The organism is Pigmentiphaga daeguensis (genome assembly GCF_039523035.1).
GTDB classification, from domain to species: Bacteria; Pseudomonadota; Gammaproteobacteria; order Burkholderiales; family Burkholderiaceae_B; genus Pigmentiphaga; species Pigmentiphaga daeguensis.
In genome coordinates this window covers 50,909-72,493 of record NZ_BAAAEN010000012.1, presented here as the reverse complement: position 1 = coordinate 72,493, position 21,585 = coordinate 50,909, and the positions used below count along the sequence as shown (strand labels likewise).

Sequence of the window (21,585 nt, the reverse complement as noted above, 5' to 3'; positions counted from 1 at the left end):
GCGCGTGGCCCACGGCTATTTCCGGACCGTTTCCACCTTGCCGTGATGGTGATCGGAGGAAGCGACATCCCGCGGGGTCTCTTCATTCTTGTCCCCGCCGTTGAACATCATCAGGAGCTTGACCAGGATGTATATGACGGCCACCGTTGCCGCGATGATGCCGATAAAGACCAGAAATGTAGCCATGGCGAGTCCTCCTATTGAGAACTTCCAGTCTAGTGTCGGCCCCCCCGCCGTGGCCGCCTGGACGGTTACTATCCGGAAAGGGGCCATTTGGCGCTCACGCCCGTCATACGCGCGATTCGGGCGCCAAAGACCATTACGAAGTCGTAATGCAAGGCGCTCGCCGGCGCAGGAAGGGTTTGCTCGACCATGAAAGGCCACCCGCGACACGAGGACCGTGCCATGTCCGCCACGCCGCCGCGCATCGCCGTCCTGGGCAGCTTCATGCAGGCCTGCTGCTGGAGCGTGGATCGGCTGCCCCGGCCGGGCGAAACGCTGCGGGCCCGCGGCTTCGTCGCCGAGGCGGCGGGCAAGGGGCTGGCCGTGGCGGTGGGATGCCACCGGCTGGGCGCCCGGGTCGACCTGTTGATGGCGATCGGCAACGACACCCCGGCCGATAGCCTGCTGTCATGGCTGCACGGCGAAGGACTGGACACCCGCCGGATCCTGCGCTGCGGCCAGCCCTCGGGCCACGGCGCGGGATTCATCGGCGCCGACGGCGACAACCAGATCGTCGTGCACCCCGGTGCCAACGAGGCACTGGGACCGGACCAGATCGCCGCGGCGGAAGAAGACATCGCGTCGGCCGCGCTGCTCTACGCCCAGCTCGAAGTCCCGCTCGACACGGTGCGCGCCGCGCTGGCGCGGGCGCGCGCGCACGGCGTTCTGGCCGTGCTCAATCCCTCGCCCTGGCAGACGTTGCCGGACGACGTCCTGGCCTGCACCGACGTGCTGGTCGTCAACGCAGGCGAAGCGCAGGTCCTGCTGGAATGCGCCTTGCCGGCCGGCCGGGACCAGCGGCTGCGCGCGATCGCGTCCGCCCTGCCCGCGCTCTGGCGGCGCTGGCCGGGAAACTGGCTGGTGGTCACGCTGGGCGACCAGGGCAGCGCGGCGTGGAGCCGCGACGGCGCACACCACGTGGCCGCGCCCATTCCCACCCGCATAGTCAAGACCATAGGCGCGGGCGACGCCTTCAGCGCCGGCCTGTGCCGGGCGCTGGCCGGCGGACGAAGCATGGCGGCCGCGCTGGAGACGGCCGGCGCCTGCGCCGCATGGTCGATCGCGCATCCCGGCATCCTGGCCTCGCTGCCGGACCGCGACGGGCTGCGCGCGATGCTCAGGACCGGAGCTTGAGCCGGTAGACGTAGGCGTCGCCGCGGAACGTGCCTTCCACGTATTCGACCAGGACGTCCTGGGCCGAATGGGATCGCCGCTTCAGCAGCAGGCAAGGCCCGGGCTGCGCGAAGCCGAAGACCTCGCCTTCCTCCGGCGAGCTGAACACGGCCTCGACCGACTGATCGGCCCAGGCCAGTTCGATGCCGCAGTGTTCGCGCAGGTGGGCGTACGCCGACCCCTTGCCATCCCATTCCGCCAGCCCGGGCGCGACGGCCAGGTCGTACCACGCGACCTCGCGCGACATGGGCGCGTCGTCGGCCAGGCGCACCCGCACCAGCTTCAGGAACTCGGCATTCGAGGGCCGCCCGAAGATCGACGCCACCATGCGGTCCTGGACCACGGCGCGCGCCAGCACCCGGGTCGAGGGAACCAGCCCCAGCTCCCGCATTTCCTCGGTGAACCCCTTGAGCCGCTGCATGGCCGGCGATACGCGGGGGGCGGCCTTTACCACGGTGCCGCCGCGCCCCTGCGAACTGGCCACCGCCTGAGTATCCCGCAGGGCGTCGTAGCAACGCTTGATGGTCGTGCGGCTGAGGTTCAGCGCCTGGGCCAGCACACGCTCGGACGGCAGCCCGTGGCCGGGGCGCAGTTCGCCGCCGTCGATCAGCGCCTGGATCTGGCGCTGCAGCTGGATGTAGTACGGCGTGGTGACGGTGTCGTGCAGGCGCAGCCGCGAAAGCAGCAACTCCAATACCGGGTCGGCCGGGCCGGGAGCTTGCAGGGGCATGGGCAGGAAGGGCTCGAAGGGAAATATTGTGACGCGCCTTGCAATGGACACAAAAAAAGAATCCAATTACAGGAAAACAAGATACCAAAAATAAATCCATAAGCACAGTTCCGATTCATCAGGACGCGCCCATGCCTGTTTTTCGCCGTCCGCCGCGGCGCCCTTCCCGGTCCGTGGCGCCCGCCCTGCTGCGCCTGGCGGCGCTGGGGCTGGTGGCCGCTGCTTCCGCCGTCCACGGCCAATCGCTCCGGCTGGGCGTACTGCCGGTCGAAGGCCCGCTGGAAACGCGCAACGACTGGGCCCCTCTGGTCGCGGACCTGTCGCGGGCGCTCGGCCAGCCGGCCCGGCTGCTCGCGCCGACCTCCTATGACGCCATGGCCGCGGCCCTGCGGCGGGGCGACATCGACCTGGCGGTGCTGTCGGGCCAGTTGGCCATCGACGCCGTCACCCGCTATGGCATGACGGTGATCGCCCGCGGCCTGCCCGCCGACTCCGACCGTCATCGCACCGTCCTCATCGCCCGCCGCGGCGCCGCGCCCGCCACGCTGGACCAGATGCTGGCCCTGTCGGCCAAGTGGCGCCTGGCGCGGGGCGAGGTGCGCTCCTTCTCGGGCTATCTGGTCCCGCAGCTTCAGTTGTTCCTGCCGCGCGGGTTGCGCATGGAAGCCTTCTTCGCGGCCGAGGTCCAGGGCAGCCACCAGACCAATGCGCTGGCGGTCGCCAACGGCGAAGCGGACGTGGGCCTGACCACCGGCTCCGACCTGGCGCGCTTCAAGGAACGTTTTCCGATGGAGTACGGCCGGCTGGCCGTGCTGTGGCGATCGGATCCGCTGCCCGCGCCGCTGGTCGTGGCCCGGCGCGCGCTGCCGGAATCCGTGCGGGCGCGCCTGGCCGCCCACCTGACTTCATTGGAACAGACTCGTCCGGGCCAGGAACAGTTGGCCCGGCACGATCTTGCCGGGTTCGAGCCCGCGGGCGACGCCGCGCTGCTGGACAATGCCGGCCTGGTGTACCGCTTCGACCGGCAAAGCGCGCTGCAGGGCAGCTGGACCGACGAGGCCGCGCGGCAGACGCGGCTGACGCGCATCGATCAGGAGTACGCCTCCCTGCGCGCGGCGCTGGACCGGCCGCCCCGGCGCAAGGCCCAGACGATGTCCGCCGCGGACACGTCGCACTAGGCTGAATCGACATTCATGAATGTCTGGGATCGGGTTCTTGAACCGTCCTTGATCGGTGGGGTGGGGCGGCCCGCGGTGGGGCGCATTCGGAGCCGCCGGTGGGGACAGGGTGGACGGGGAAGCAAGGGCGCAGCTGTTTGAGGACGGCTTTCGGGGTAGCCCAGTGGGCTACCCCGGTCCGAGTTCTGCGCCCGCCCCGGCCACCCTGTCCCCACCGGGAAGTCCCGCGCAGCGGGACCGGCGTCGCTGCGCCCCGCCCGCCCCCCGGCCCCGGTGCCCCGGACAAGACCGGCTAAAGAAAACGAATGTCGAACCAGCCTAGGGCCTGTTCTCGCTAAAAGGATGCCCGCACTGCCCCCGGGCGCCGATTCCTATATAGTCTGTCGGCTTGTAGACCCGATCAGGACGCCGATGGATGAACGAGCGGCCAGGGACGTGGTGCTGGCCCACGCCCTGGAAACCACCGACGACGAACACCAGTTGCTGCGCGCCGAGGATCGCCGCGAGGCCAGCCTGAGCGCCCGCAACCTGTGCGGATTGCAAGGCGGCCGCGACGCCGGACGGGACCCGGCCGGCAGTTTCCTGCAAACCCGCGCGGCCCTGCTGCTGGATGGGCTGGAGCGGCGCGCGCCGGCGCTCAAGGCCATGCGCCATCCTCCTCGCCTGGCCGCCCTGGCCGGCTGGCTGCTTCCCTTGGCGGCCTTCCTGGCCGGCGCGCTGACCGAACGCATCGCCAACCCGCACCGCATGGACCTGTTGTCGCCACCGCTGCTGGCCGTGCTGGGCTGGAACCTGCTGATGTATGCGCTCCTGGCCGTCTCCGTCGCGGTGCCGCCCCTGCGGCGTCGGGGCGCGGCGCTGTTCGCGCGGCCCTGGCTGCCGCAAGGCTGGCGCCGGCGCCGGGGCTCGCCCGCGCTGGCCGCCGCCGGGGCGCGCTTCGCGCTCGACTGGCAGCGCCTGGCGGCGCCGCTGCACCTGGCGCGCGGCAAGCGCATCCTTCATCTTTGCGCCGCGCTGTTCGGTGCAGGCGTCGCCCTGTCGCTCTACGCACGTGGGCTGACCGTCGAATACCGCGTGGGCTGGGAAAGCACCTTCCTCGACGCCAGCCAGGTGCACGCGATCCTGGGCGTGCTATTCGCGCCCGCGACCTGGCTGTTCCGCGTGCCGGGCTTCACGCCGGCGGAAATCGCCGCGCTGCGGTTCGACGCCGACGGCTTCGCGACGGGCGGCGCCCGCTGGGTCCATCTGTACGCGGCGCTGCTGGCCATCGTGGTCGTGATTCCCCGCCTGGCGCTGGCGGCGGTGGCGCGCTGGAAGGAAACACGACTGCGCGCGGACTTCCCGCTGGACATGGGACTGCCCTACTACCGCAAGCTGCTGGGTTCGCTCAGCCCCGTGCCGCTGCGCCTGCGCGTCATCCCCTACAGCTTCGCCGTCGACGCCGCGCGCGGGCGGGCCTTGCAGGCGGTGGCACGCTCCATGCTGGGCGACACCGCGCAGGCCACCGTGCTGCCCGGCTGGGACTACGGCGCCGATCCGCAGGACATGCCGGCGCCGGACTCGGCGGGCGAGCCCGCCACCGTCACCGCCGCGCTGGTGAATCTGTCCGCCACGCCCGAAGCCGAGAACCATGGCGCCTTCCTCGATCACCTGGCGCGCGCGCTGCCCGGCAAGATCGTGCTGGCCGTCGACCAGTCGGCCTACGCGGCGCGGCTCGACGGCCAGGCCGGTGCCGATCGCCGCCTGGAAGAACGCCGGCGCCTGTGGCAGGATTTCGGCACGCTGCACAAGGTGCCGGTCACCTTCGTCGATCTGCTCCATCCTCCCGATGCCTGACAAGCCCGTCCGCATACAGCTCTGCCTGGTGTCCCATACCAATGCCGGCAAGACGACGCTGGCCCGCACCCTGCTGGGCGCGGACGTGGGAGAGGTCCGCGACGCGGCTCACGTCACGCAGGCCGCCGATGCGTATCGCCTGTTCACCACCGGCGACGGCGACGAACTGTACCTGTGGGACACGCCGGGTTTCGGCGACTCCGCGCGGCTGGCCAGGCGGCTGGAGATGGCGGGCAACCCCGTGGGATGGTTCCTGACCGAAGTCTGGGACCGGGTCAGCGACCGCGCTTTCTGGCTCAGCCAGCGCGCACTGCAGGCGGCGCGCGACAACGCCGACGTGGTGCTGTATCTGGTCAATGCCTCGGAAGATCCGCAGGATGCGGGCTATGTCGCGCCCGAGATGCAGATCCTGCAATGGCTGGGCAAGCCCGTGGTGGTGCTGCTCAACCAGATGGGGCCGCCTCGTCCCGCCCCGCGCGAGCAGGAAGACGTCGCGCGCTGGACCGACCATCTCCGGCCCTACGGCGTGGTGCGCGACGTCGTGCCGCTGGATGCATTCGCCCGCAGCTGGGTACACGAGCGGGTGCTGTTCGACGCCATCCGCGCCTGCCTGCCGGCAGCCGTCCAGCGCGGCTATGCCCGGCTGGCCTCGGCCTGGGACAAGCGCAATCTCGACCGTTTCCAGCAGTCCATGGATCTCATCGCGCGCCAGATCGTCGATGCCGCCCGCGACGCCGAAGCGGTGGGCGATGCCTCGGCGATCCGGTCGGCACTGGGCACCCTGGGCCTGGCCCGGTCCGCGCCGGAAAGCGCGCGGGACGCGGCCATGGCCGCCATCACCACGCGCCTGTCGCGCGCCGGCGCCCAGACCACGGCCCGCCTGCTGGCGCTTCACGGGCTCCAGGGCAGCGCGGCGGCGCCGCTGAACCAGCGCTTGCGCGAGAACTTCGCCTTCAGTGCGCCCGTCGATGTGAAGCAGGCGGGGCTGCTGGGCGCCATCGCGTCGGGCGCGGCCACCGGCGCGTCGGCCGACCTCCTGGCCGGCGGCTTGACCCTGGGCGGAGGCATGCTGGTAGGGGCCATAGTCGGCGCGGCCACGTTCGCCGGCGCGGCCTGGGGCATCAACAAGGCCAAGGGCACCGAACACGCGACCGCCCGCCTGACCGACGAATTCCTGCACGCGCTGGTGGCGGCGGACCTTCTGCGCTATCTCGCCATCATCCACTTCGGCCGCGGCCGGGGCGACTACGTCGAAGGCGAGGCGCCGGCCTTCTGGCGCGACGAGGTCATGGAAGTGGTGCAGGCGCGGACGGCGGCGTTGCAGCGCATATGGGCCCGGGCACGCCAGGACGACAGCCCCCGGGAGGCAGCCACGGAACTGGCCGCCCTGCTCGAAGACGCCTGCCTGCAGATCCTGCGCAAGCTCTATCCCGCCGCAATGGGCGCCGCCAACGGCCGGTAAGGGACCGCCTTCGCGGCCACACGGATCGCATCATGGAACAACCGCCGCTGTTCGACCTGCCGCCCCCGCTTCCGCCCGATCTGCCGGAAGGGCTGGTCTATGAACCGGATTTTCTCGAGCCGGCCGAAGCGGCGGAGCTCGAGGCGTTGATGGCCACCCTGCCCTTCGCCGCTGCCCGCTACAAGACCTATACCGCGCGCAGGCGGGTAGTGAGCTACGGCGGCAGCTTCGACTACGATGCCAACCGGCTGCAGCCGGCCACGGCGCTGATCGCCGAACTCCATGCGCTGCGCGACCGCGCGGCGCGATGGCTGGGCGTGCCGCCACAGGCCTTCGTCCATGCGCTGGCGGCGGAGTATCCGCCCGGCGCGCCGCTGGGCTGGCATCGCGACGTGCCGGACTTCCAGGACGTGGTCGGCATCTCGCTGGGCAGCGAGATCGTGATGCGATTCAGGCCCTACCCGCCCGACCATCCCAGGAAGGCCGACATCGTACGCCTGGCGCTGGCGCCCCGGTCCATCTACCTGATGCGCGGACCGGCGCGCTGGGCCTGGCAACACAGCATCGCGCCGGCCCGGGCCTTGCGCTGGTCCATCACCTTCCGCACGGCCTCGCCGCGCCACCGGAGCGGCGGCGCGTGAGCGCCGCTCATGCGTCGTCGATCACGACCAGCCTCAGGTTGCTCTTGCCTTCGCGCAGCTTCTTCGCCGCCTGGTAGGCCGGCGATGCGTACCAGGCCAAGGCCGCGTCCTTGTCGGGAAACTCGATCAGGAGCACGTTGTGGGCCGGCCCGCCTTCGAGCACGAAGGGCTCGGCTCCGCGCGCCAGGTAGCGCCCGCCATGCGCGGCCACCGCCTCCGCCACCATGCGGCCGTACTCGCCCATTTCAGTGGGCTTCAGAATCTTCACCTCGCCGATGACGTAGGCCGCCATGTCCACCCTCCGGTTCCCTGGATGATCGATTGCCGCTATGCCGCGCTCTTCTGCGGCATGATGCGCGCGACGTTGCGCGCCTTCAGCTCGCCGTAGACGAAAGGCCGGTCGCGCGGAAAGGACGTCGGCAGGTCCTCGGGCGCCACGTTCGCGGGATCGGGATTGCGGATCAAGGGCTGGATCCAGGCATCGAAACTCGGATACATGAAAAACGGGATGGAATAGCGCTCGTTGCCGGAACGGTTGATCACCCGATGGACCGCCGAGGTGAACACGCCGTCGGTCCAGACCTTCAGCACTTCCCCGACGTTGACCACCAGCGTTCCCCCGATGGGCGGTACCGCCACCCATTCGCCGTCCCGGTTGCGCACTTCGAGCCCGCCATTCGCGTCCTGGGCCAGGATGGTGAAGGCATTGGTATCGGTATGTCCGCGCGCCCCCAGGTGCTCGCCCGATTCGTCGGGGCGCTGCGGCGGATAGTGCAGCAGGCGCAGCGAATTCATGTCCTTGGCGAAGCTCGCCTTCAGCGCGCCGGCCGTCAGGCCCAGGCTCAGCTCGAACAGATCCAGAAGCCGATAGCCCAGGTCGTTGACCTTGTCGTAGTAAGCCATCATCCGCGGCTTCAGGTCCGGCATGGCGGACGGCCAGGGAATGCGGCCGTGCAAGGGCTTGCCGGCCAGCAGGTCGGGATCGTCGTCGGCCAGCGGCCGGCGGATCTGGAACGCTTCCTGGAGGTTCTCCTTGATGTTCGCGTCGTTGCCCTTGCTCATGCCGTGCAGGTAGCCCTGGGCATGGTCGTTGAGCTTGAGCGAGACCTCCATCTTGGCCTCCATGGGCAGGCTGTGGAAATCCACGGCGGTCTGGAAGATGTCGCGGATGTCCTGCTCGGCCAGGCCGTGGTTCCTGACGTAGAAGAACCCCACGGTGCCGGCGGCGGCGGCGATGGCCTCGGCCACTGCGGCACGGCCGGCATCATCGCGCCAGGCCGGCCCGAGGTCGACGATGGGCACTTCCGAAAAAACCAGTTTTCTTGCGGTGGGCAACATGTGCAGTCCTTGTTGAAAATTGCCGCTCAGGCCTCGGGCCGGATGTTCTCCCGGCGGGCCAGTTCGTTCCACTTGACGAATTCGCTGCGGTTCCAGGCGGCGAAGTCCGCGTGGCCGCGCACCGTCACCTCGAAACCCGCGGTCTGCAGCCTTTGGATGTTCTCGGACTGCCTGCCACCCTTGACGATGGCATCGGCCAGCTTGTCGATGTTGGCCTGGGGCGTGCCGACCGGCGCGTAGGCCCCCAGCCATCCCGTCGCGACGAAGTCCTCCATGCCCAGTTCCAGCAGGGTCGGCACGTCGGGCAGCGCCTGCGCGCGCCTGGCCCCCGTCACCGCGATCGCCCGCAGCGAACCGGCGCGCACCAGGGAGGCCACCGATGGCAGGTTGGCGAAGGACACCTGGATGTCCCCGTTCTTCAGGCCGGTGATGATTTCACCGCTGGAGCGGTACGGGATATGGACGAAATGCGTGCCCGCGCGCTGGTTGAACAGCACCGAGGTGAAATGGGCCAGCGTGCCTACGCCGTTGGAGCCGTAGTTGAGCTTGCCCACGCGCGTCTTGCCGTAGGCGATGAGCTCGGGCAGCGTGCGGGCCTCGACGTCCCGGCCCACCACCAGCACGTTCATCAGCTCGGCCAGTTGGGCCACGGGAACGAAGTTCTCCTGCGGATCGATGGGCAGGCGAGGATTCAGGATGGTCGGCAGGATCAGCCCGCCCAGACCGCCGGACAGCAGCAGGTGGCCATCGTGCGGCTGCTGGAGGATGTATTGCTGGGCCACCGTGCCTGTGCCGCCGCCCTTGTTCTCGACGATCACGGGCTTGGCGGGGAACTCCTTGGCCAGGATGTCCGCCAGCACCCGCCCCAGCAGGTCGGTGATGCCCCCGGGCGGATAAGGAACCACCACCTTCATCAGGCGGTTCGGAAACTCTTCCTGAGCCCATGCCCTGCCCGCGGCCCCCAGGCCCGCAGCCGCTCCCAGACGCAGTACATCTCGACGATTCATCGACTCACTCCCATGCAAGCAGACTTACTGCACAATGCCGGTGCCGCAACCACGAAACGCGGGACTAAGTTATCGGAGACGTCCGCCTGCCCACAAGCGACGTCTCATCATGAATTCATTAGCAGGATTAATGACATGCGTCGCAAGATCCCCTCGCCCGTCATGCTCCAGGCGTTCGAGCTGTCGGCACGCACGCTGAGCTTCACGCAGGCGGCGGACTCGCTGAATCTGACGCAGAGCGCCATCAGCCACCAGATCCAGGCGCTGGAGGACTTCCTCGGGGTCCGGCTGTTCGAACGCGTACGCAAGCGTCTGCAACTGACGTCCGCGGGCGAGATCCTGCTGCTGCGCCTGACGCCCGCGCTCGACGCGCTGGAATCGGCCATCATCGAAACCGTGTCGACCGAGCCCGCGGCCAGCGTGCTGCGGCTGGGCGTGGTGCCCGCGGTCGCCACGCAATGGCTGATCCCGCGCCTGCCCCGCTTCCAGCGCGAACATCCGCGCATCGCGCTCACCCTCGTCACGCGGCTGCCCTTCAACTTCCAGAACAACAGCCTGGACGCCGCCATCAACCTGGGCAACACCCGCTGGCCCGGCGCCCGCTCGGACTGGCTGATGGACGAACACATGGTCGTGGTCTGTACGCCGGAGATGGCCGCGACCACGCTGCGCACGCCGGACGACCTGCCGCGCGTGCCCATGCTGCAGATGACGTTCCGGCCGCATGCCTGGCACGACTGGCTGACCGCCAGCGGCCTGCCCGCCGAAGGCACCACCGGAGGAATGAAGTTTGAGTCGTTCTCGCTGGTGCTGCGGGCAGCCATGGCGGGCCTGGGCGCCGCGGTGGTGCCCCGCCTGCTGGTGGAAGACGAGCTGGAAAATGGCCGGCTGGTATCGCCCTTCGGGCCGGTGGTGCGCTCGCCGACTTCGTACTATCTGGTCTACCCGCCCGCCAATGTCACGCTGCCCGCCCTGCAGGCCTTTCGCGGCTGGCTGCTGCAACAGACGGGCGCGCCCGGGGGCTGAGCGTCCGCCGGCACGGCAGGCGCGTCACTTCGCCAATCCGGGAGACCCTTCGGCGGGAAGCGGATCCGCATCGGCGGCCACCGTCACGACGCGGTCCCTTCCCATCGCCTTGGCCGTGTAGAGCGCGGCGTCCGCCCGCGCCATCAGGCTGCTCAGTTCCTCGCCGGGGCGATACTGGTCGACCCCGACGCTGAACGTGACCTTGAGCTTGCTTCCCGGCAGCGCGCTCTCGGCCTGCGCGACCCGGGCGCGCAGCCGGTTCAGCAGCTTGACCGCGTCCCCCATGGACGTGTCCGGACAAAGAATGGCGAACTCCTCGCCGCCCAGCCGGCCGAAGGCATCGCCGGCGCGCAGGTTGCTGGCCACCACGCCGGTGAAATGGGCCAGCACCCGGTCTCCCGCCGCATGCCCATGGGTGTCGTTGATGTTCTTGAAGTGGTCGATGTCGACGATGGCGAACACCAGCGGCCGCCCGGAGCGCGATGCGGTGCGGGCGGCCGCGTCGGCCTGGGCCAGGAACGCGCGCCGCGCCAGGATGCCAGTCAGTTCATCCAGGTTCGCCAGGCGTTCGAGCCGATGGGCCAGGCGATCATGAGTCAGCAGCACCATGCCGATCGACAGCCAGGGCAGCGCCAGCACGCCCAGCGCCAGGAAGGCGATGTTGACGGGCGTCGATTGCAACAGCTCCGCCTGCCTGACCCATCCCACGCCGTAGGCCAGCCCCCGGCCCACATGGCCGATCGCGCCCAGGCATGCGCCGATGCTGACGAACCAGTAGGCGTAGTGGGGCCGGGACAGCGGCCGCGCCATGAACACGATCCTGGCCACCAGGATGTAAGCGTAGGCATAGAACGCCGACACCAGCGCGATGCGGATGTTGATGTCGGGCACCACATAGGTCCAGTAGGCCATGGCCGCCAATAGGGCAGCCCAGCCCGCATATTCCGCGTAGCGCACGGGCCGCATCCCGACGAACTGCCTGCACCCTTGCAGGATGACCAGCATGGCCAGGGCCAGCAGCTGGTTGGAGACCAGGATCGTCAGCCACCGCGGCCCGACGTTCTGGAACAGGAACAGGGCCAGCGCTGCGATGGCCATGACGCTGGCCTTGAACCAGCGCCTGACCCCGGGAATGGCGGTGGGCAGCAGCGACCCCAGTACCGCCGTGCTCATGATGGCGGAGAAGATCGTGACGAAGATGACGCTGATGGGGTCTAGCATGGCATGCCGCGGGAATCCACGCGGCGATCGGAACCCGCGCGAGAGCCGCCCGATGATAAAGCATTTCCGGGCCTGGCCAGCCCGACCGCCATCAGCGCCCGGCCGCTCGCCGGTGGCGCGCCAGGTACGCCCGATCGTCCAGACTGGAGAACAGCACCGCCAGCACGATGCCCGCCGCCGCGCCGACGATGGTGTCGAATACGCGCTCGAGCGCCATGTTGCCGGCCATGGCGGGCGCAGCCAGGTGCGTCATCAACAGCGCCATGGGCGTCACGGTGATCTGTCCAAGCGCATAGTTGTAGCCGATGATGATCTCGGTCACGAACTGGAAGAGCGCGATCAGGCCCACCACGGCCCAGAACGAAGGCGATTGCGCCAGGATGGCGCCCGCCACGCAGGCGCCCACGACGGTGCCTGCCATCCGTTGCAGCGCACGGCTCATCGTGATGTGCAGGTGCCCGCCCTGCATGACGGCGGTCGCGCCTATGGCCGCCCACGAGGGATGCTGCCAGCCGGCCGCGTGCGCCAACAGCGCGGCCACGGCGGCGCCCGTGGCGATGCGGCCGGCGGCGATCAGCCGGTGCCGCATGGGGCGCGGAGGATCGCTAGGAAAGGTGCCCGTCGCGGGCTCTTCATGCCTGAGGCGATCGGTCAGGACACAGATGATCCAGGCCAGGGCGCCGCCCGCGGCCGCGGCGGCGGCGCGCGCGAAGACCGCTTCCCAGGACCCGGCCGCGCCCAGCGCCGCGCCTGCCGCGAACACGATGATGACGGCGCCCGGTCCGCCCAGGCGCCAGCTCGACACTGCGACCGTGGACACTCCCGCCACCAGCGCAAGGACCAGCACCATCATCGTGGACGAAGCCCCCGCCTGGGCCGCCATCGATGTCGCAAGGGTCGCGGCGACCAGCAGCAAGGCGCTCAGGAAGACCATGCGGCGGCGGCGCACGCGCGAGGCGTAGCGCCCGAACAGCGAAGCCAGCGCGCCCAGCGCGCCGAAACCGACCAGTTGCGGCCAGGGCGAATAGTGGAAACACGCCAGGGCCACGACCACGGCCAGGGTCGCCTGCATCCCGGCCACCACGGCATTGCGCACGGACGGCGGCACGGCCATGGTCAGGCTTTCTTCCAGCTGGGCCGGCGTGAGCAGGTACCGCGCCGCGTTGGCGCGCGTCGTCCCGCGCGGCCGGGCAGGCGCGGGCGAACGGCGATCGTCTTCGTCAATCATGGGCATCCAGAAAAAAATCGCGCGCCGTGCCGGGCATGCCGGCGCAACGCGTGCGCGCCGATACGGCGTATGCCGTACGGCGGAAGCGATGAGGGAACCGCGGAAGGGACCGCTCCGCCTGGGCGGCGGCGCGTCAGCACGTCGGCGCCTGCGGCCGGGCGCAGGCGCGATAACACACCATTCTACCTCAAACCTAGGGTTTACCCTAGTTCGTCAATCCATCTTGATGTGGGCCGCCTGCACCACCGTCTTCCAGCGGTCGATCTCCTTGCGCTGGAACGCCTTGAAGGCATCGGGCGCCATGCCGCTCGGATTGGCGCCCTGCGCGATCAGGCGCTTGCGGACCTCGGGCTGCTCCAGAATCGCGGCGACCTCGCGCTGCAGGCGGTTGGCGATGTCCGGCGGCGTCCCGGCGGGAGCGAACAGTCCATACCAGGCATTGGCCTGGTAATCGGGCACGCCCGATTCGGCCAGCGTGGGCACCGACGGCAGCACCGGACTGCGTTCCCGATCACCCACCGCCAGGGCTCGCAGCGAACCGTTCTGGATATAGGACAGCACCAGCGGCAGGTCGGCGAACATGACCGGGACGCGACCGCTGATCAAGTCGGGAATCGATCCCGCGCTGCCCTTGTATGGCACATGCACCATGTCGACCTTGGCAAGATACTTGAACAGCTCGCCGGCCAGGTGCTGGGATGCGCCGACTCCGCCGGACGCATAGCTGACCTTGCCCGGCCGCTCCTGCAGATAGGCGATGAGCTCCTTGACGTCGCGCGCGGGCACCGAGGGATGCACGACCAGCACCAGCGACACCGAGGCGACCAGCGTCACGGGCGTGAAATCCTTCACGGTGTCGTATGGCATGGAGCCGTAGATCAGACTGTTGGTCGCGTGCGTGCCGATGGACCCGATGACCAGCGAGTAGCCGTCCGACGCGGCCTTGGCGACGAGGTCGGCGCCGATGTTGCCGCCCGCGCCGGCCCGGTTCTCGACCACCACCGGCTGGCCCAGGCGCGTGGCCAGGCCATCGGCCACGGTACGCGCCAGCATGTCGCTCGACGCCCCGGCGGCGAAGGGCACGATCATCTTCAATGGCCGGTCCGGGTAGGCGCCCGCCCAGGCCGCGACAGCCGCGCAGCCCAGCGACAGGGCCAGGGAAAACTTGGCAAGATAACGATGCATGGTTGGTCTCCTTCCTCGTTGTCGGCAAGACGCCCGGCGCCCCCTCGCTTGTCTCCGGAGGGTGGCGCCGGACGGCGCGGCGTTCAATACACGCCGTCGATCACGCCCCCTTGCGCGCGCAGCCTGGCCTGCAGTTCCTTCACCGGCAGGCGGCGCACGTCGGCATCGCCGCGTTCGGCGCACATGGCCGCCGCGGTGCCCACCGCCTGGCCCATGGCCATGCAGGGACCCATGGTGCGGGCCGTGCCCATGCCTTCCCGCGTCGCGGACAGGCAGCGGCCAGCGACCATGACGTTCTTGAGCCCCTTGGGCAGCAGGCAGCCGAAAGGGATGTCATAAGAGCCGCCGTTGGCGATGGGAATGCGTATCTGGGTCGTGCCGGACTGGTGGATGTCGACGTGCTGCGCGCCCTTGGCAACCACGGAGTCCGGCTGCTTGCGGCCCGACACCACGTCTTCCTTGGTCAACAGGTAGTCGCCCATGACGCGTCGCGTCTCGCGCACGCCCACGCGCGGGGCCAGTCCGGCGAACACCGAGTTCTCGAAGCCGGGCAAGTGGGCCTTGACGAACTCATAGGTCTGCCAGACCTGCTCCATCAGGGTGCCCACGGTGGCGCTGACCGCCGCGGTGTCGGTCCCGTCGATGTTGCCCCCCACCCGGGTGGCGTTGACGCAGACCTCCTTGCGCGCGGCGGAAGTCGGCTGGATCATGATCAACGCGGTGGGCGCCAGGTCGCCACGGCGGATCGCATCGCCCAGGAAAGGCCCCTCGCTCTTGAAGAACACCGATGGCTGGCCCTGTTCGACCAGCAGGTCCAGCAACTGCTCGTCGGTCTTGTCCCCGCGGATGTAGTCGCTCTCGCCCACCGCCATCGAGGCGGGATTCTCGCGCGCGAAGCGCAACAGCGTCGCGCTGTCCACGTTGCCCACCCGGAACATCAGCGACACCGGCTGCAGATCGCCGCTGTCATCGCTCATCTCGAACGGCGCGCCGGCGCGGACAGCCAGGTCGCCGTCGCCCGAGCAGTCCAGGAAGTGATCCGCCGTCACCAGCGTGCGGCCGCTCTTGTTGACCACCACGAGGCCGGTGACCACGCCGTCCCGGACCACGACGTCCTCGGCGAAGGAATTGACCCAGGTAGTCACGCCATGCCGGTCGAGGACGCGCATCACGGCGATTTTCATGATCTCGGGATCGACGCACACATAGCAGATCAGGCGATGGTCGTGCACCGGACCGATGAAACCGTCCATGCGCCGGCATTCGTCGAACAACTCGTCGGAAATACCGCCCACCACGTATTCGCCGCGGGCATTCAGCACGCCGTCCAGCGACATGCCGCTGAGCAGTTCGCCGCCCAGGATGGGATTGGCCTCGATGATGAGTGTCTTGCGGCCGTTCTTGGCCGCTGCCGCGGCGGCCGCGACGCCGGCGGCGCCTCCGCCCAGCACGACGACGTCGTAGTGCGCCTGTTTGAGTTGCTGCGCCATCTTCCTGTCTCCCTGGATAGCAGGCTGGTGTGGTCCGGTGGAAGAAGCCCAATAATCCATAATATGGAATATATTTGGCCTTCATTACTCGCTTTGAGTCGGTCCAGTGTGTTTTATCCAGTAAATCACTGTCAATACGAGTCCATAATATGGAAAATCAATCCAGTTCCACGGGCACGCAAAGCATAGAGCGGACCATCCTGGTCCTGAAGAAAGTGGCCGCCCGCAATACCGCTGGCATCACGCTGGCGGAGGTGGCGCGCGAGACCGGGCTCAAGTCCCCCACCGCCCATCGCATCCTGGGCTGTCTGGTCGAGCAGGGGTTGCTGATGCAGCGCGGGCCCAAGCGCGAGTACTTCCTGGGCATGCTGGCCTACGAACTGGGGCTGGCGGCGAACTGCCACTTCAACCTGCGCGAGCTGTGCGGCCCGGTGCTGAACCGGCTGGCGCGCGCCACCGGCGACACGGTGTTCCTGACCACGCGCAGCGGCACGGACAGCGTAGTGATCGAACGCGCGGAAGGCAGTTATCCGGTCAAGGCCCTCACGCAGATGGTGGGAGAGCGGCGCCCGCTGGGCAGCACGGCGGGCGGACTGGCGCTGCTGGCCGCCATGCCCCAGGCCGAACGCGACGATGTGATGCGCAGGAACCGGCACCGGTTGAACCGCTACGGGAAACTGTCCGAGGCGGTGCTGGACCATATGGTCGAGCGCGCCTGCCAGCTGGGCTACGCGCTGAACGACGGCGACATCCTGCCCGAAGTCACCGGGCTGGGCGTAGTCGTGCCGACGCTACTGGGCAGCCACTATGCCGCGATCAGCATCGTCGCGCTGAACCATCGCCTGCGGGGAGACAGGCGCGAGGAAGTGGTGCAAATGATGAACGCCGAGGCGGCGAAGCTGAGCCAGACGCTGGCCGATGCCGGCGCGGCATTCGCGTAGCAGGCGGCAACCTGCGCATTCATCTGACCGGGCTTTCCGCATAGCTGGCGGCGGGCCGCAGCGCCAGCCGCATGAACAATGCGAAGGCCAGCACATCGAGCACCAGCGCCGCCATGCCCAATGCGGGATAACCGCTGAGCTTGACCAGCGTGCCGCCCAGGATCGGGCCGACCGCGGCGCCGATCATGGTCATGGCGGGGGTCGCCGCCGCCGCCCGGCCCGACGGGTCCAGCGCGGCGAACTGCCCGAACGCGAAGATGTGCGTGAAGACCATTACCGCCACGAATACGGCACCGGCTGCCGCGTACGGCTCGAAGGCCGTGCTCGAGGCCAGCAGCATGGCGAGCACGCCCTGCGCGGTCGCGCCGCACAGTACCACGACGCGCGCATTGATGCGGGCCTGGAACAGCGCCGCGATCACCCCCGGCAGCAGGTTGAACAACCCCACCGCGATCAGCAGGCCATTCAACTGGGAAACGGAAAACCCGCGGTCCGCGCCCATGCGTTCCATGAAGCTGAAAACCATGCCTTGCACGATGGCCATCACGCTGATGCCCCAGATGCCGAACCAGACGCTCGCGGGCAGCTTCGCTGCCTTGCGGGAAACCGCCTGCTGGCCGCCGGCGGCCGCCACGTCAGGGAAGAACAGCCCCGTCACGAGGCTGGCCACCAGCATCACGCCGCCGAACACGCCGAACAGGGCTGGCCCGCCCAACGCCCCGATGAGCTGCGGCGTGGCCGCCATGAAGATCACGCCGAACACGCCCAGCATGGTTTGCATGATTCCGAACAACCGCTGCGGGTTGCCCGTGCGCGCCACGGTGCCATGCGTCACGCTCAGGCCTACGCCATTGGCCAGGCCGCCCGCGAGATGCAATGCCGCCAACGCGCCGAACTGGCTGACCTGGGAGCAGGCGAAGAACGCCAGTGCCGCGGTCCCGAAGGCCGCCGGCGCGATCCAGCGCCCGTTCAGGCCATGGAAACGCGGTGCCAGCCAGGCGCTGGCGAGCACCGCCCCGGCCAGGAACAAGGTCGCCAGGGCTCCCGCCTGCTGGGCATCGAGGCCGTAGCGGGACATCAGCGTGCCCACCCATACCGGCAATGCCACCAGGTCCACCATGCCGGCGCAATGCGCCACCATCAGCGCGCTCCGCGCCGGCCACCGTTGGATGTCGTTCATGTCGTCTCCCAGCCCTATTTGTCGTTGCGGCTAGGATAGAAGGGCTTGGATGGCCCGAAAAACGCATTCTGTTTCTACGAGGTATCAGTTTCGTCCACGCATGCGGGTAAACCCGGCGCCGGCCGCCGGTGGAGGATAATGGTCTGGACCTCCACCAACCGGTATCCGCGCCCATGACCATCGAGCTCCATGCCTGGAACACCCCCAACGGCCGCAAGATCAGCGTGGCCCTGGAAGAAATGGAACTGCCCTACGAGGTGGTACCCGTCGACATCCGCAACGGGCAGCAGTTCGAGGCCTCGTTCCTGCGCATCAGCCCCAACAACAAGATCCCCGCCATCGTCGATCCCGACGGGCCCGGCGGCCAGCCGATCAGCGTGTTCGAGTCCGGGGCCATCCTGTTCTATCTCGCGCGCAAGACCGGCAAGTTCCTGCCGGCCGACCTGCGGGCGCAGACAGTGGTCATGGAGTGGCTGATGTGGCAGATGGGCGGCTTCGGGCCCATTCCTGGCCAGGTGCATCACTTCAGGGCGGTGGCCGACGAAACCGACCGCCGCTACGGCCTGCAGCGATTCAGCGCCGAGACGCACCGGCTCTATGGCGTGCTGGATGCCCGCCTGGCCTCCAATGACCATGTGGCCGGCGAATTGTCCATCGCGGACTTCGCGATCCTGGGCTGGGCCTGGCGGCACGAACGCCACCAGGTCGACCTGGCGGCCTACCCCAACGTGGCGCGCTGGTATGCGGCGCTGATGGAGCGGCCCGCGGTGCAGCGCGGATTCGCCAGGAAGCTGGACTGACGGTCGGCCCCGCCGCGCGGACAATCTCCCAGGGAACGTAGCCGCCCACGCGGCATGTCATTCCAGGAAAAGCTCCGCGATCAACGAGCGCAACCATCGGTTTGCCGGGTCATGATGGAAGCGTTCGTGCCAATGCTGCTTGATCGCAAAGACCGGCAATGGAAACGGCGGTGCGATGAGTTTCACCGCCGCGATCCCGGCCAGGGTCTGGGCGACCCGGGCCGGCACGGTCGCGATCAGGTCCGTGTGGGCAAGAAGATTGCCGAGGCCCGGCAACGTGTGAAGCGACAACACGACACTGTGATCCACCCCGATCCGTTTCAGTTCGCGCTCGACCAGCTCATGACCGGTTCCCGGCGCGGTAATGGACACGTGGCGTTCGCGCTTGAATAGCTGCCGAGTCATCTTCCCCTGCAGCCTCGGGTGATTCTTTCGCGCCACGCACGCAAACCCTTCGTCGAACAGCTTCTGCTGGTAGAACCCGGCTTCCAGCGCCGGCATGTAGCCGACGGCCAGATCCGACTCGCCCGATTCCAGGCGGGATGCCGTATCCGGGCCGATGCGCAGCACTTCGACGTGGATCCGGGGCGCGATGGTCTCCACACGCCGGACCAGGCGCGGGAGAAATTCCAGATGGCTTATATCGGTCATGCTGACGCGGAAGTGCCGCTTCGACGTCAAAGGGTCGAACACGACACGCTGTTGAGTGACGCTGCGCAGTAGCTCAAGAGCATGCTGCAAGGGAACGCGCAGTTCCATGGCATGCGGCGTAGGCATCATTCCCTCGGACGTTCTTACGAACAAGGAGTCGTTGAACTGGCGCCGAAGGCGGGCGAGCGCAAGGCTTACCGACGTCTGCGGAATTTCCAGGTTCTCGGCGGCCCGCGACACGCTGCGTGTCTTGTAGACCTCGTCGAAAACGCAGAGCAGTCGCATGTCCATTATTTCGTTTTCCGCTGAAGATTATCAAAGCCATTAAATAGACTAAATTTTCCAGCTTGCTTAATCTTCCTGCAATCGCTCGCCTTTCAGACACTGGATCGGCCGGCGCAATACCATCAGAACAGGAGACAGGCATGGACTTCAAGAGCCTCCAGCCATCGTGGCGGATGCTCCGTCGCGGGGCGGGCTGCCTCGCCATATCGGCCGGCATCGCCGGTTGTGGCGGCGGGGATGGAAACGACGTTGCGCGGGAAGACCCGGCGGCACCCCTCGCGTGCGACGATTCGCTGCGCACGGGATTTCGTCCCGACGACCAGACCACCGTGCTGATGGTCCGTCAGTTCCGGCAAGGCGATCCGCTACTGCTCTCGGGTACGCCAACCGCGAGCACGCCTGTCGCCACCGCTGACGTGTGCATGGTCAAGCTTAATGTCGGCCCCGGCAATGCCGGCCCGAAGGACGCTCCGTCGACCTCGGCTGGCATTGGCATCGAGGTATGGCTGCCTGGCGCCGCCCGCTGGAACCATCGCATCCACCTGAAGGGCGGCGGCGGCTGGGCGGGCGGAGTCCACGGGGATACGACCCAGTTGGCGGGTACCGGCACGGATGGAGCCGGAGGCGGCAACCCGGCAACCGTCGCCCAGCAGGAAGGAGCCGTCTCGGCTTCCACCGACACCGGCCATGCAAATACCGCCAATTTCGGCTCGTTCGCGATGAACCCGGATGGCAGTCTGAACCTGGCGCTCCTGAATGACTTTTCGGAACGCAGCATTTTCCAGCTGGTCACCAAGACCAAGGCTCTCGCAAAGGCCTACTACGGCAAAGCAGCGGCGCACACTTATTGGAACGGCTTCTCCACAGGCGGCCGCCAAGGCATGAAGGCGGCCCAGAAATTCCCCGAACAATTCGACGGCATTCTGGCCGGCGCGCCAGCCATCAACTGGAGCCGGTTCAGTACCAGCCACCTGCATCCTCAGGTCGTATTCGAACGCGACCTCGGCGGTCACCGATTCACAGCGGAGCAGGAGCAGTTGGTGTCGACGGCTGCCGTGGCAGCGTGCGACATGGTGGGCGGCACGCACCTTGGCTACGTGCCTGACCCGGCATCGTGCCGGTATGATCCGACCACCGACCCGTCGGTACTGTGCGCGGCGGATGGCGGCGCGAACGCCAGCGCGGCCTGCATCACCCGCGAGCAAGCGGTCGCATTCAACAAGATCTGGTATGGCCAGACCGACGACGGCACCGCCCCTTCACCGGAAGCGGACAACGGCTGGAGCGTATCCCTGGCAGCCGGACAGCGCTGGTACGGACCTCCGCGCGGTTCGAGCCTGGCCAACTTCCTGCGCGGGCCTACGCCGAACAGTGCGTCGCAAGTGGCGCTGCAACTGGAGAACGGCGCCTACGCTCCTGCCAGCTTCATCAACGCGAGAGGCGACGGACGTGATCTGTGGAGGACCTTCACCCACGACTGGCTGGCATACGCCTATGATCGCGGCCTCGCGCTGCAGGAACAGTTCGCATTCATCAACACCGACACGCCCGACCTCTCGGCGCTGCGCGACCATGGGACCAAGCTCCTGATGTATCACGGATTGGCGGACTCCCTGATCAAGCCGGGCGGATCGATGCACTACTACAACCGGGTGATGCGGGCCATGGGAGGGTACGACGCGATCCAGGGTTTCTACCGTTTCTATCTCGTGCCGGGAATGTTCCATGGCTTCGTCAACGGCAGTCCCAATGCCGACGCTGCCCCGCCGCTGCCCACCAATGATCAGCTATACAGGGCCCTGACGGATTGGGTCGAGAAAGGCATTGCGCCGGCGCGGCTGGAAATATCGAGCAAGGCATCGGCCGAGGGTTCGCCACCCAAGACCTGGCCTCTCTGCCTGTACCCGCAGCAGGCCCGCTACGTCAGCGGCAATCCGCTCGTGGCGAGCAGCTACAACTGCTCCTGACTCGCCTCGTGACGCGGGGCACGG

The 21,585-nt window shown here is 68.1% G+C and carries 20 protein-coding genes; 9 read left to right on the top strand and 11 right to left on the bottom strand.

Annotation, left to right across the window (positions count from 1 at the left end; genetic code table 11):
* Positions 1–15: 15 nt before the first annotated feature.
* Positions 16–186, bottom strand: a complete 171-nt coding sequence (locus tag ABD104_RS16090; RefSeq protein WP_176400817.1) for a hypothetical protein — start codon at positions 184–186, stop codon at positions 16–18.
* Positions 187–405: 219 nt separating this feature from the next.
* On the opposite strand from ABD104_RS16090, the gene ABD104_RS16085 reads away from it, so the two are divergent.
* Complete coding sequence (locus ABD104_RS16085) at positions 406–1,356, top strand: ribokinase (protein ID WP_176400818.1); 951 nt, start codon at positions 406–408, stop codon at positions 1,354–1,356.
* On the opposite strand, the gene ABD104_RS16080 is transcribed toward ABD104_RS16085, so the two are convergent.
* Positions 1,340–2,125 (bottom strand): GntR family transcriptional regulator, encoded by a 786-nt coding sequence (locus ABD104_RS16080; protein ID WP_087840737.1) that lies wholly within the window; start codon positions 2,123–2,125, stop codon positions 1,340–1,342. The genes ABD104_RS16085 and ABD104_RS16080 overlap by 17 nt on opposite strands.
* Positions 2,126–2,256: 131 nt before the next feature.
* Here ABD104_RS16080 and ABD104_RS16075 point away from each other — a divergent pair, with 131 nt between their 5' ends.
* The 4 genes from ABD104_RS16075 to ABD104_RS16060 all read left to right on the top strand — a co-directional run bounded on the left by ABD104_RS16075 (position 2,257) and on the right by ABD104_RS16060 (position 7,242).
* Positions 2,257–3,303: a phosphate/phosphite/phosphonate ABC transporter substrate-binding protein gene (locus ABD104_RS16075; protein ID WP_087840738.1), complete on the top strand. Its 1,047-nt coding sequence runs from the start codon at positions 2,257–2,259 to the stop codon at positions 3,301–3,303.
* A gap of 411 nt (positions 3,304–3,714) precedes the next feature.
* Positions 3,715–5,139 carry a DUF2868 domain-containing protein gene (locus ABD104_RS16070; protein ID WP_343927821.1) on the top strand — a complete coding sequence of 475 codons (1,425 nt, stop codon included), beginning with the start codon at positions 3,715–3,717 and terminating at the stop codon, positions 5,137–5,139.
* Positions 5,132–6,601: a GTPase domain-containing protein gene (locus tag ABD104_RS16065; RefSeq protein WP_087836734.1), complete on the top strand. Its 1,470-nt coding sequence runs from the start codon at positions 5,132–5,134 to the stop codon at positions 6,599–6,601. Before ABD104_RS16070 ends, ABD104_RS16065 begins: the two co-directional genes overlap by 8 nt.
* 32 nt (positions 6,602–6,633) lie before the next feature.
* Positions 6,634–7,242: an alpha-ketoglutarate-dependent dioxygenase AlkB gene (locus ABD104_RS16060; RefSeq protein WP_087836733.1), complete on the top strand. Its 609-nt coding sequence runs from the start codon at positions 6,634–6,636 to the stop codon at positions 7,240–7,242.
* 7 nt (positions 7,243–7,249) lie between these two features.
* Here the strand turns inward: ABD104_RS16060 and ABD104_RS16055 are convergent, their stop codons facing one another.
* From ABD104_RS16055 to ABD104_RS16045, 3 genes are read right to left on the bottom strand one after another with little or no spacing between them, the layout of a single operon-like run.
* Positions 7,250–7,534, bottom strand: a complete 285-nt coding sequence (locus tag ABD104_RS16055; RefSeq protein WP_087836732.1) for a DUF1330 domain-containing protein — start codon at positions 7,532–7,534, stop codon at positions 7,250–7,252.
* 35 nt (positions 7,535–7,569) lie between these two features.
* Complete coding sequence (locus ABD104_RS16050) at positions 7,570–8,580, bottom strand: isopenicillin N synthase family dioxygenase (RefSeq protein ID WP_087836731.1); 1,011 nt, start codon at positions 8,578–8,580, stop codon at positions 7,570–7,572.
* 26 nt (positions 8,581–8,606) lie between these two features.
* Positions 8,607–9,587 carry a Bug family tripartite tricarboxylate transporter substrate binding protein gene (locus ABD104_RS16045; RefSeq protein ID WP_087836730.1) on the bottom strand — a complete coding sequence of 327 codons (981 nt, stop codon included), beginning with the start codon at positions 9,585–9,587 and terminating at the stop codon, positions 8,607–8,609.
* A 135-nt stretch (positions 9,588–9,722) separates the two neighbouring features.
* Here ABD104_RS16045 and ABD104_RS16040 point away from each other — a divergent pair, with 135 nt between their 5' ends.
* Positions 9,723–10,613: a LysR substrate-binding domain-containing protein gene (locus tag ABD104_RS16040; RefSeq protein ID WP_343927820.1), complete on the top strand. Its 891-nt coding sequence runs from the start codon at positions 9,723–9,725 to the stop codon at positions 10,611–10,613.
* Positions 10,614–10,637: 24 nt separating this feature from the next.
* Here ABD104_RS16040 and ABD104_RS16035 read toward each other — a convergent pair whose 3' ends face one another.
* From ABD104_RS16035 to ABD104_RS16020, 4 genes are all read right to left on the bottom strand, one after another.
* Positions 10,638–11,834, bottom strand: coding sequence for a GGDEF domain-containing protein (locus ABD104_RS16035; protein WP_343927819.1), 1,197 nt, complete (start codon positions 11,832–11,834; stop codon positions 10,638–10,640).
* Positions 11,835–11,925: 91 nt separating this feature from the next.
* Positions 11,926–13,062, bottom strand: coding sequence for an FUSC family protein (locus tag ABD104_RS16030; RefSeq protein ID WP_087836727.1), 1,137 nt, complete (start codon positions 13,060–13,062; stop codon positions 11,926–11,928).
* Between the two features lie 213 nt (positions 13,063–13,275).
* Positions 13,276–14,247: a Bug family tripartite tricarboxylate transporter substrate binding protein gene (locus ABD104_RS16025; RefSeq protein ID WP_343927818.1), complete on the bottom strand. Its 972-nt coding sequence runs from the start codon at positions 14,245–14,247 to the stop codon at positions 13,276–13,278.
* 83 nt (positions 14,248–14,330) lie between these two features.
* Complete coding sequence (locus tag ABD104_RS16020; protein ID WP_176400627.1) at positions 14,331–15,737, bottom strand: FAD-dependent oxidoreductase; 1,407 nt, start codon at positions 15,735–15,737, stop codon at positions 14,331–14,333.
* Between the two features lie 149 nt (positions 15,738–15,886).
* Between ABD104_RS16020 and ABD104_RS16015 the strand changes: the two genes are divergently transcribed.
* Positions 15,887–16,678, top strand: a complete 792-nt coding sequence (locus tag ABD104_RS16015; protein ID WP_343927817.1) for an IclR family transcriptional regulator — start codon at positions 15,887–15,889, stop codon at positions 16,676–16,678.
* 19 nt (positions 16,679–16,697) lie between these two features.
* Here the strand turns inward: ABD104_RS16015 and ABD104_RS16010 are convergent, their stop codons facing one another.
* Complete coding sequence (locus ABD104_RS16010) at positions 16,698–17,858, bottom strand: MFS transporter (RefSeq protein ID WP_343927816.1); 1,161 nt, start codon at positions 17,856–17,858, stop codon at positions 16,698–16,700.
* A gap of 173 nt (positions 17,859–18,031) precedes the next feature.
* Here ABD104_RS16010 and ABD104_RS16005 point away from each other — a divergent pair, with 173 nt between their 5' ends.
* Positions 18,032–18,658, top strand: a complete 627-nt coding sequence (locus ABD104_RS16005; protein ID WP_132980491.1) for a glutathione S-transferase family protein — start codon at positions 18,032–18,034, stop codon at positions 18,656–18,658.
* Positions 18,659–18,715: 57 nt separating this feature from the next.
* On the opposite strand, the gene ABD104_RS16000 is transcribed toward ABD104_RS16005, so the two are convergent.
* Positions 18,716–19,600, bottom strand: coding sequence for a LysR family transcriptional regulator (locus ABD104_RS16000; protein WP_087836721.1), 885 nt, complete (start codon positions 19,598–19,600; stop codon positions 18,716–18,718).
* Positions 19,601–19,734: 134 nt separating this feature from the next.
* Here ABD104_RS16000 and ABD104_RS15995 point away from each other — a divergent pair, with 134 nt between their 5' ends.
* Positions 19,735–21,561: a tannase/feruloyl esterase family alpha/beta hydrolase gene (locus tag ABD104_RS15995; protein ID WP_087836720.1), complete on the top strand. Its 1,827-nt coding sequence runs from the start codon at positions 19,735–19,737 to the stop codon at positions 21,559–21,561.
* Positions 21,562–21,585 lie beyond the last annotated feature (24 nt).

Bases quoted from the DNA above. Each gene is read 5' to 3' on its own strand.
- ABD104_RS16000 (WP_087836721.1), bottom strand. From the start codon at position 19,600: ATGGACATGCGACTGCTCTGCGTTTTCGACGAGGTCTACAAGACACGC.
- ABD104_RS16045 (WP_087836730.1), bottom strand. From the start codon at position 9,587: ATGAATCGTCGAGATGTACTGCGTCTGGGAGCGGCTGCGGGCCTGGGG.
- ABD104_RS16020 (WP_176400627.1), bottom strand. From the start codon at position 15,737: ATGGCGCAGCAACTCAAACAGGCGCACTACGACGTCGTCGTGCTGGGC.
- ABD104_RS16055 (WP_087836732.1), bottom strand. From the start codon at position 7,534: ATGGCGGCCTACGTCATCGGCGAGGTGAAGATTCTGAAGCCCACTGAA.
- ABD104_RS16030 (WP_087836727.1), bottom strand. From the start codon at position 13,062: ATGATTGACGAAGACGATCGCCGTTCGCCCGCGCCTGCCCGGCCGCGC.
- ABD104_RS16010 (WP_343927816.1), bottom strand. From the start codon at position 17,858: ATGAACGACATCCAACGGTGGCCGGCGCGGAGCGCGCTGATGGTGGCG.
- ABD104_RS16060 (WP_087836733.1), top strand. From the start codon at position 6,634: ATGGAACAACCGCCGCTGTTCGACCTGCCGCCCCCGCTTCCGCCCGAT.
- ABD104_RS16080 (WP_087840737.1), bottom strand. From the start codon at position 2,125: ATGCCCCTGCAAGCTCCCGGCCCGGCCGACCCGGTATTGGAGTTGCTG.
- ABD104_RS16005 (WP_132980491.1), top strand. From the start codon at position 18,032: ATGACCATCGAGCTCCATGCCTGGAACACCCCCAACGGCCGCAAGATC.
- ABD104_RS16050 (WP_087836731.1), bottom strand. From the start codon at position 8,580: ATGTTGCCCACCGCAAGAAAACTGGTTTTTTCGGAAGTGCCCATCGTC.
- ABD104_RS16035 (WP_343927819.1), bottom strand. From the start codon at position 11,834: ATGCTAGACCCCATCAGCGTCATCTTCGTCACGATCTTCTCCGCCATC.
- ABD104_RS16070 (WP_343927821.1), top strand. From the start codon at position 3,715: ATGGATGAACGAGCGGCCAGGGACGTGGTGCTGGCCCACGCCCTGGAA.
- ABD104_RS16075 (WP_087840738.1), top strand. From the start codon at position 2,257: ATGCCTGTTTTTCGCCGTCCGCCGCGGCGCCCTTCCCGGTCCGTGGCG.
- ABD104_RS16090 (WP_176400817.1), bottom strand. From the start codon at position 186: ATGGCTACATTTCTGGTCTTTATCGGCATCATCGCGGCAACGGTGGCC.
- ABD104_RS16085 (WP_176400818.1), top strand. From the start codon at position 406: ATGTCCGCCACGCCGCCGCGCATCGCCGTCCTGGGCAGCTTCATGCAG.
- ABD104_RS16025 (WP_343927818.1), bottom strand. From the start codon at position 14,247: ATGCATCGTTATCTTGCCAAGTTTTCCCTGGCCCTGTCGCTGGGCTGC.
- ABD104_RS15995 (WP_087836720.1), top strand. From the start codon at position 19,735: ATGGACTTCAAGAGCCTCCAGCCATCGTGGCGGATGCTCCGTCGCGGG.
- ABD104_RS16065 (WP_087836734.1), top strand. From the start codon at position 5,132: ATGCCTGACAAGCCCGTCCGCATACAGCTCTGCCTGGTGTCCCATACC.
- ABD104_RS16015 (WP_343927817.1), top strand. From the start codon at position 15,887: ATGGAAAATCAATCCAGTTCCACGGGCACGCAAAGCATAGAGCGGACC.
- ABD104_RS16040 (WP_343927820.1), top strand. From the start codon at position 9,723: ATGCGTCGCAAGATCCCCTCGCCCGTCATGCTCCAGGCGTTCGAGCTG.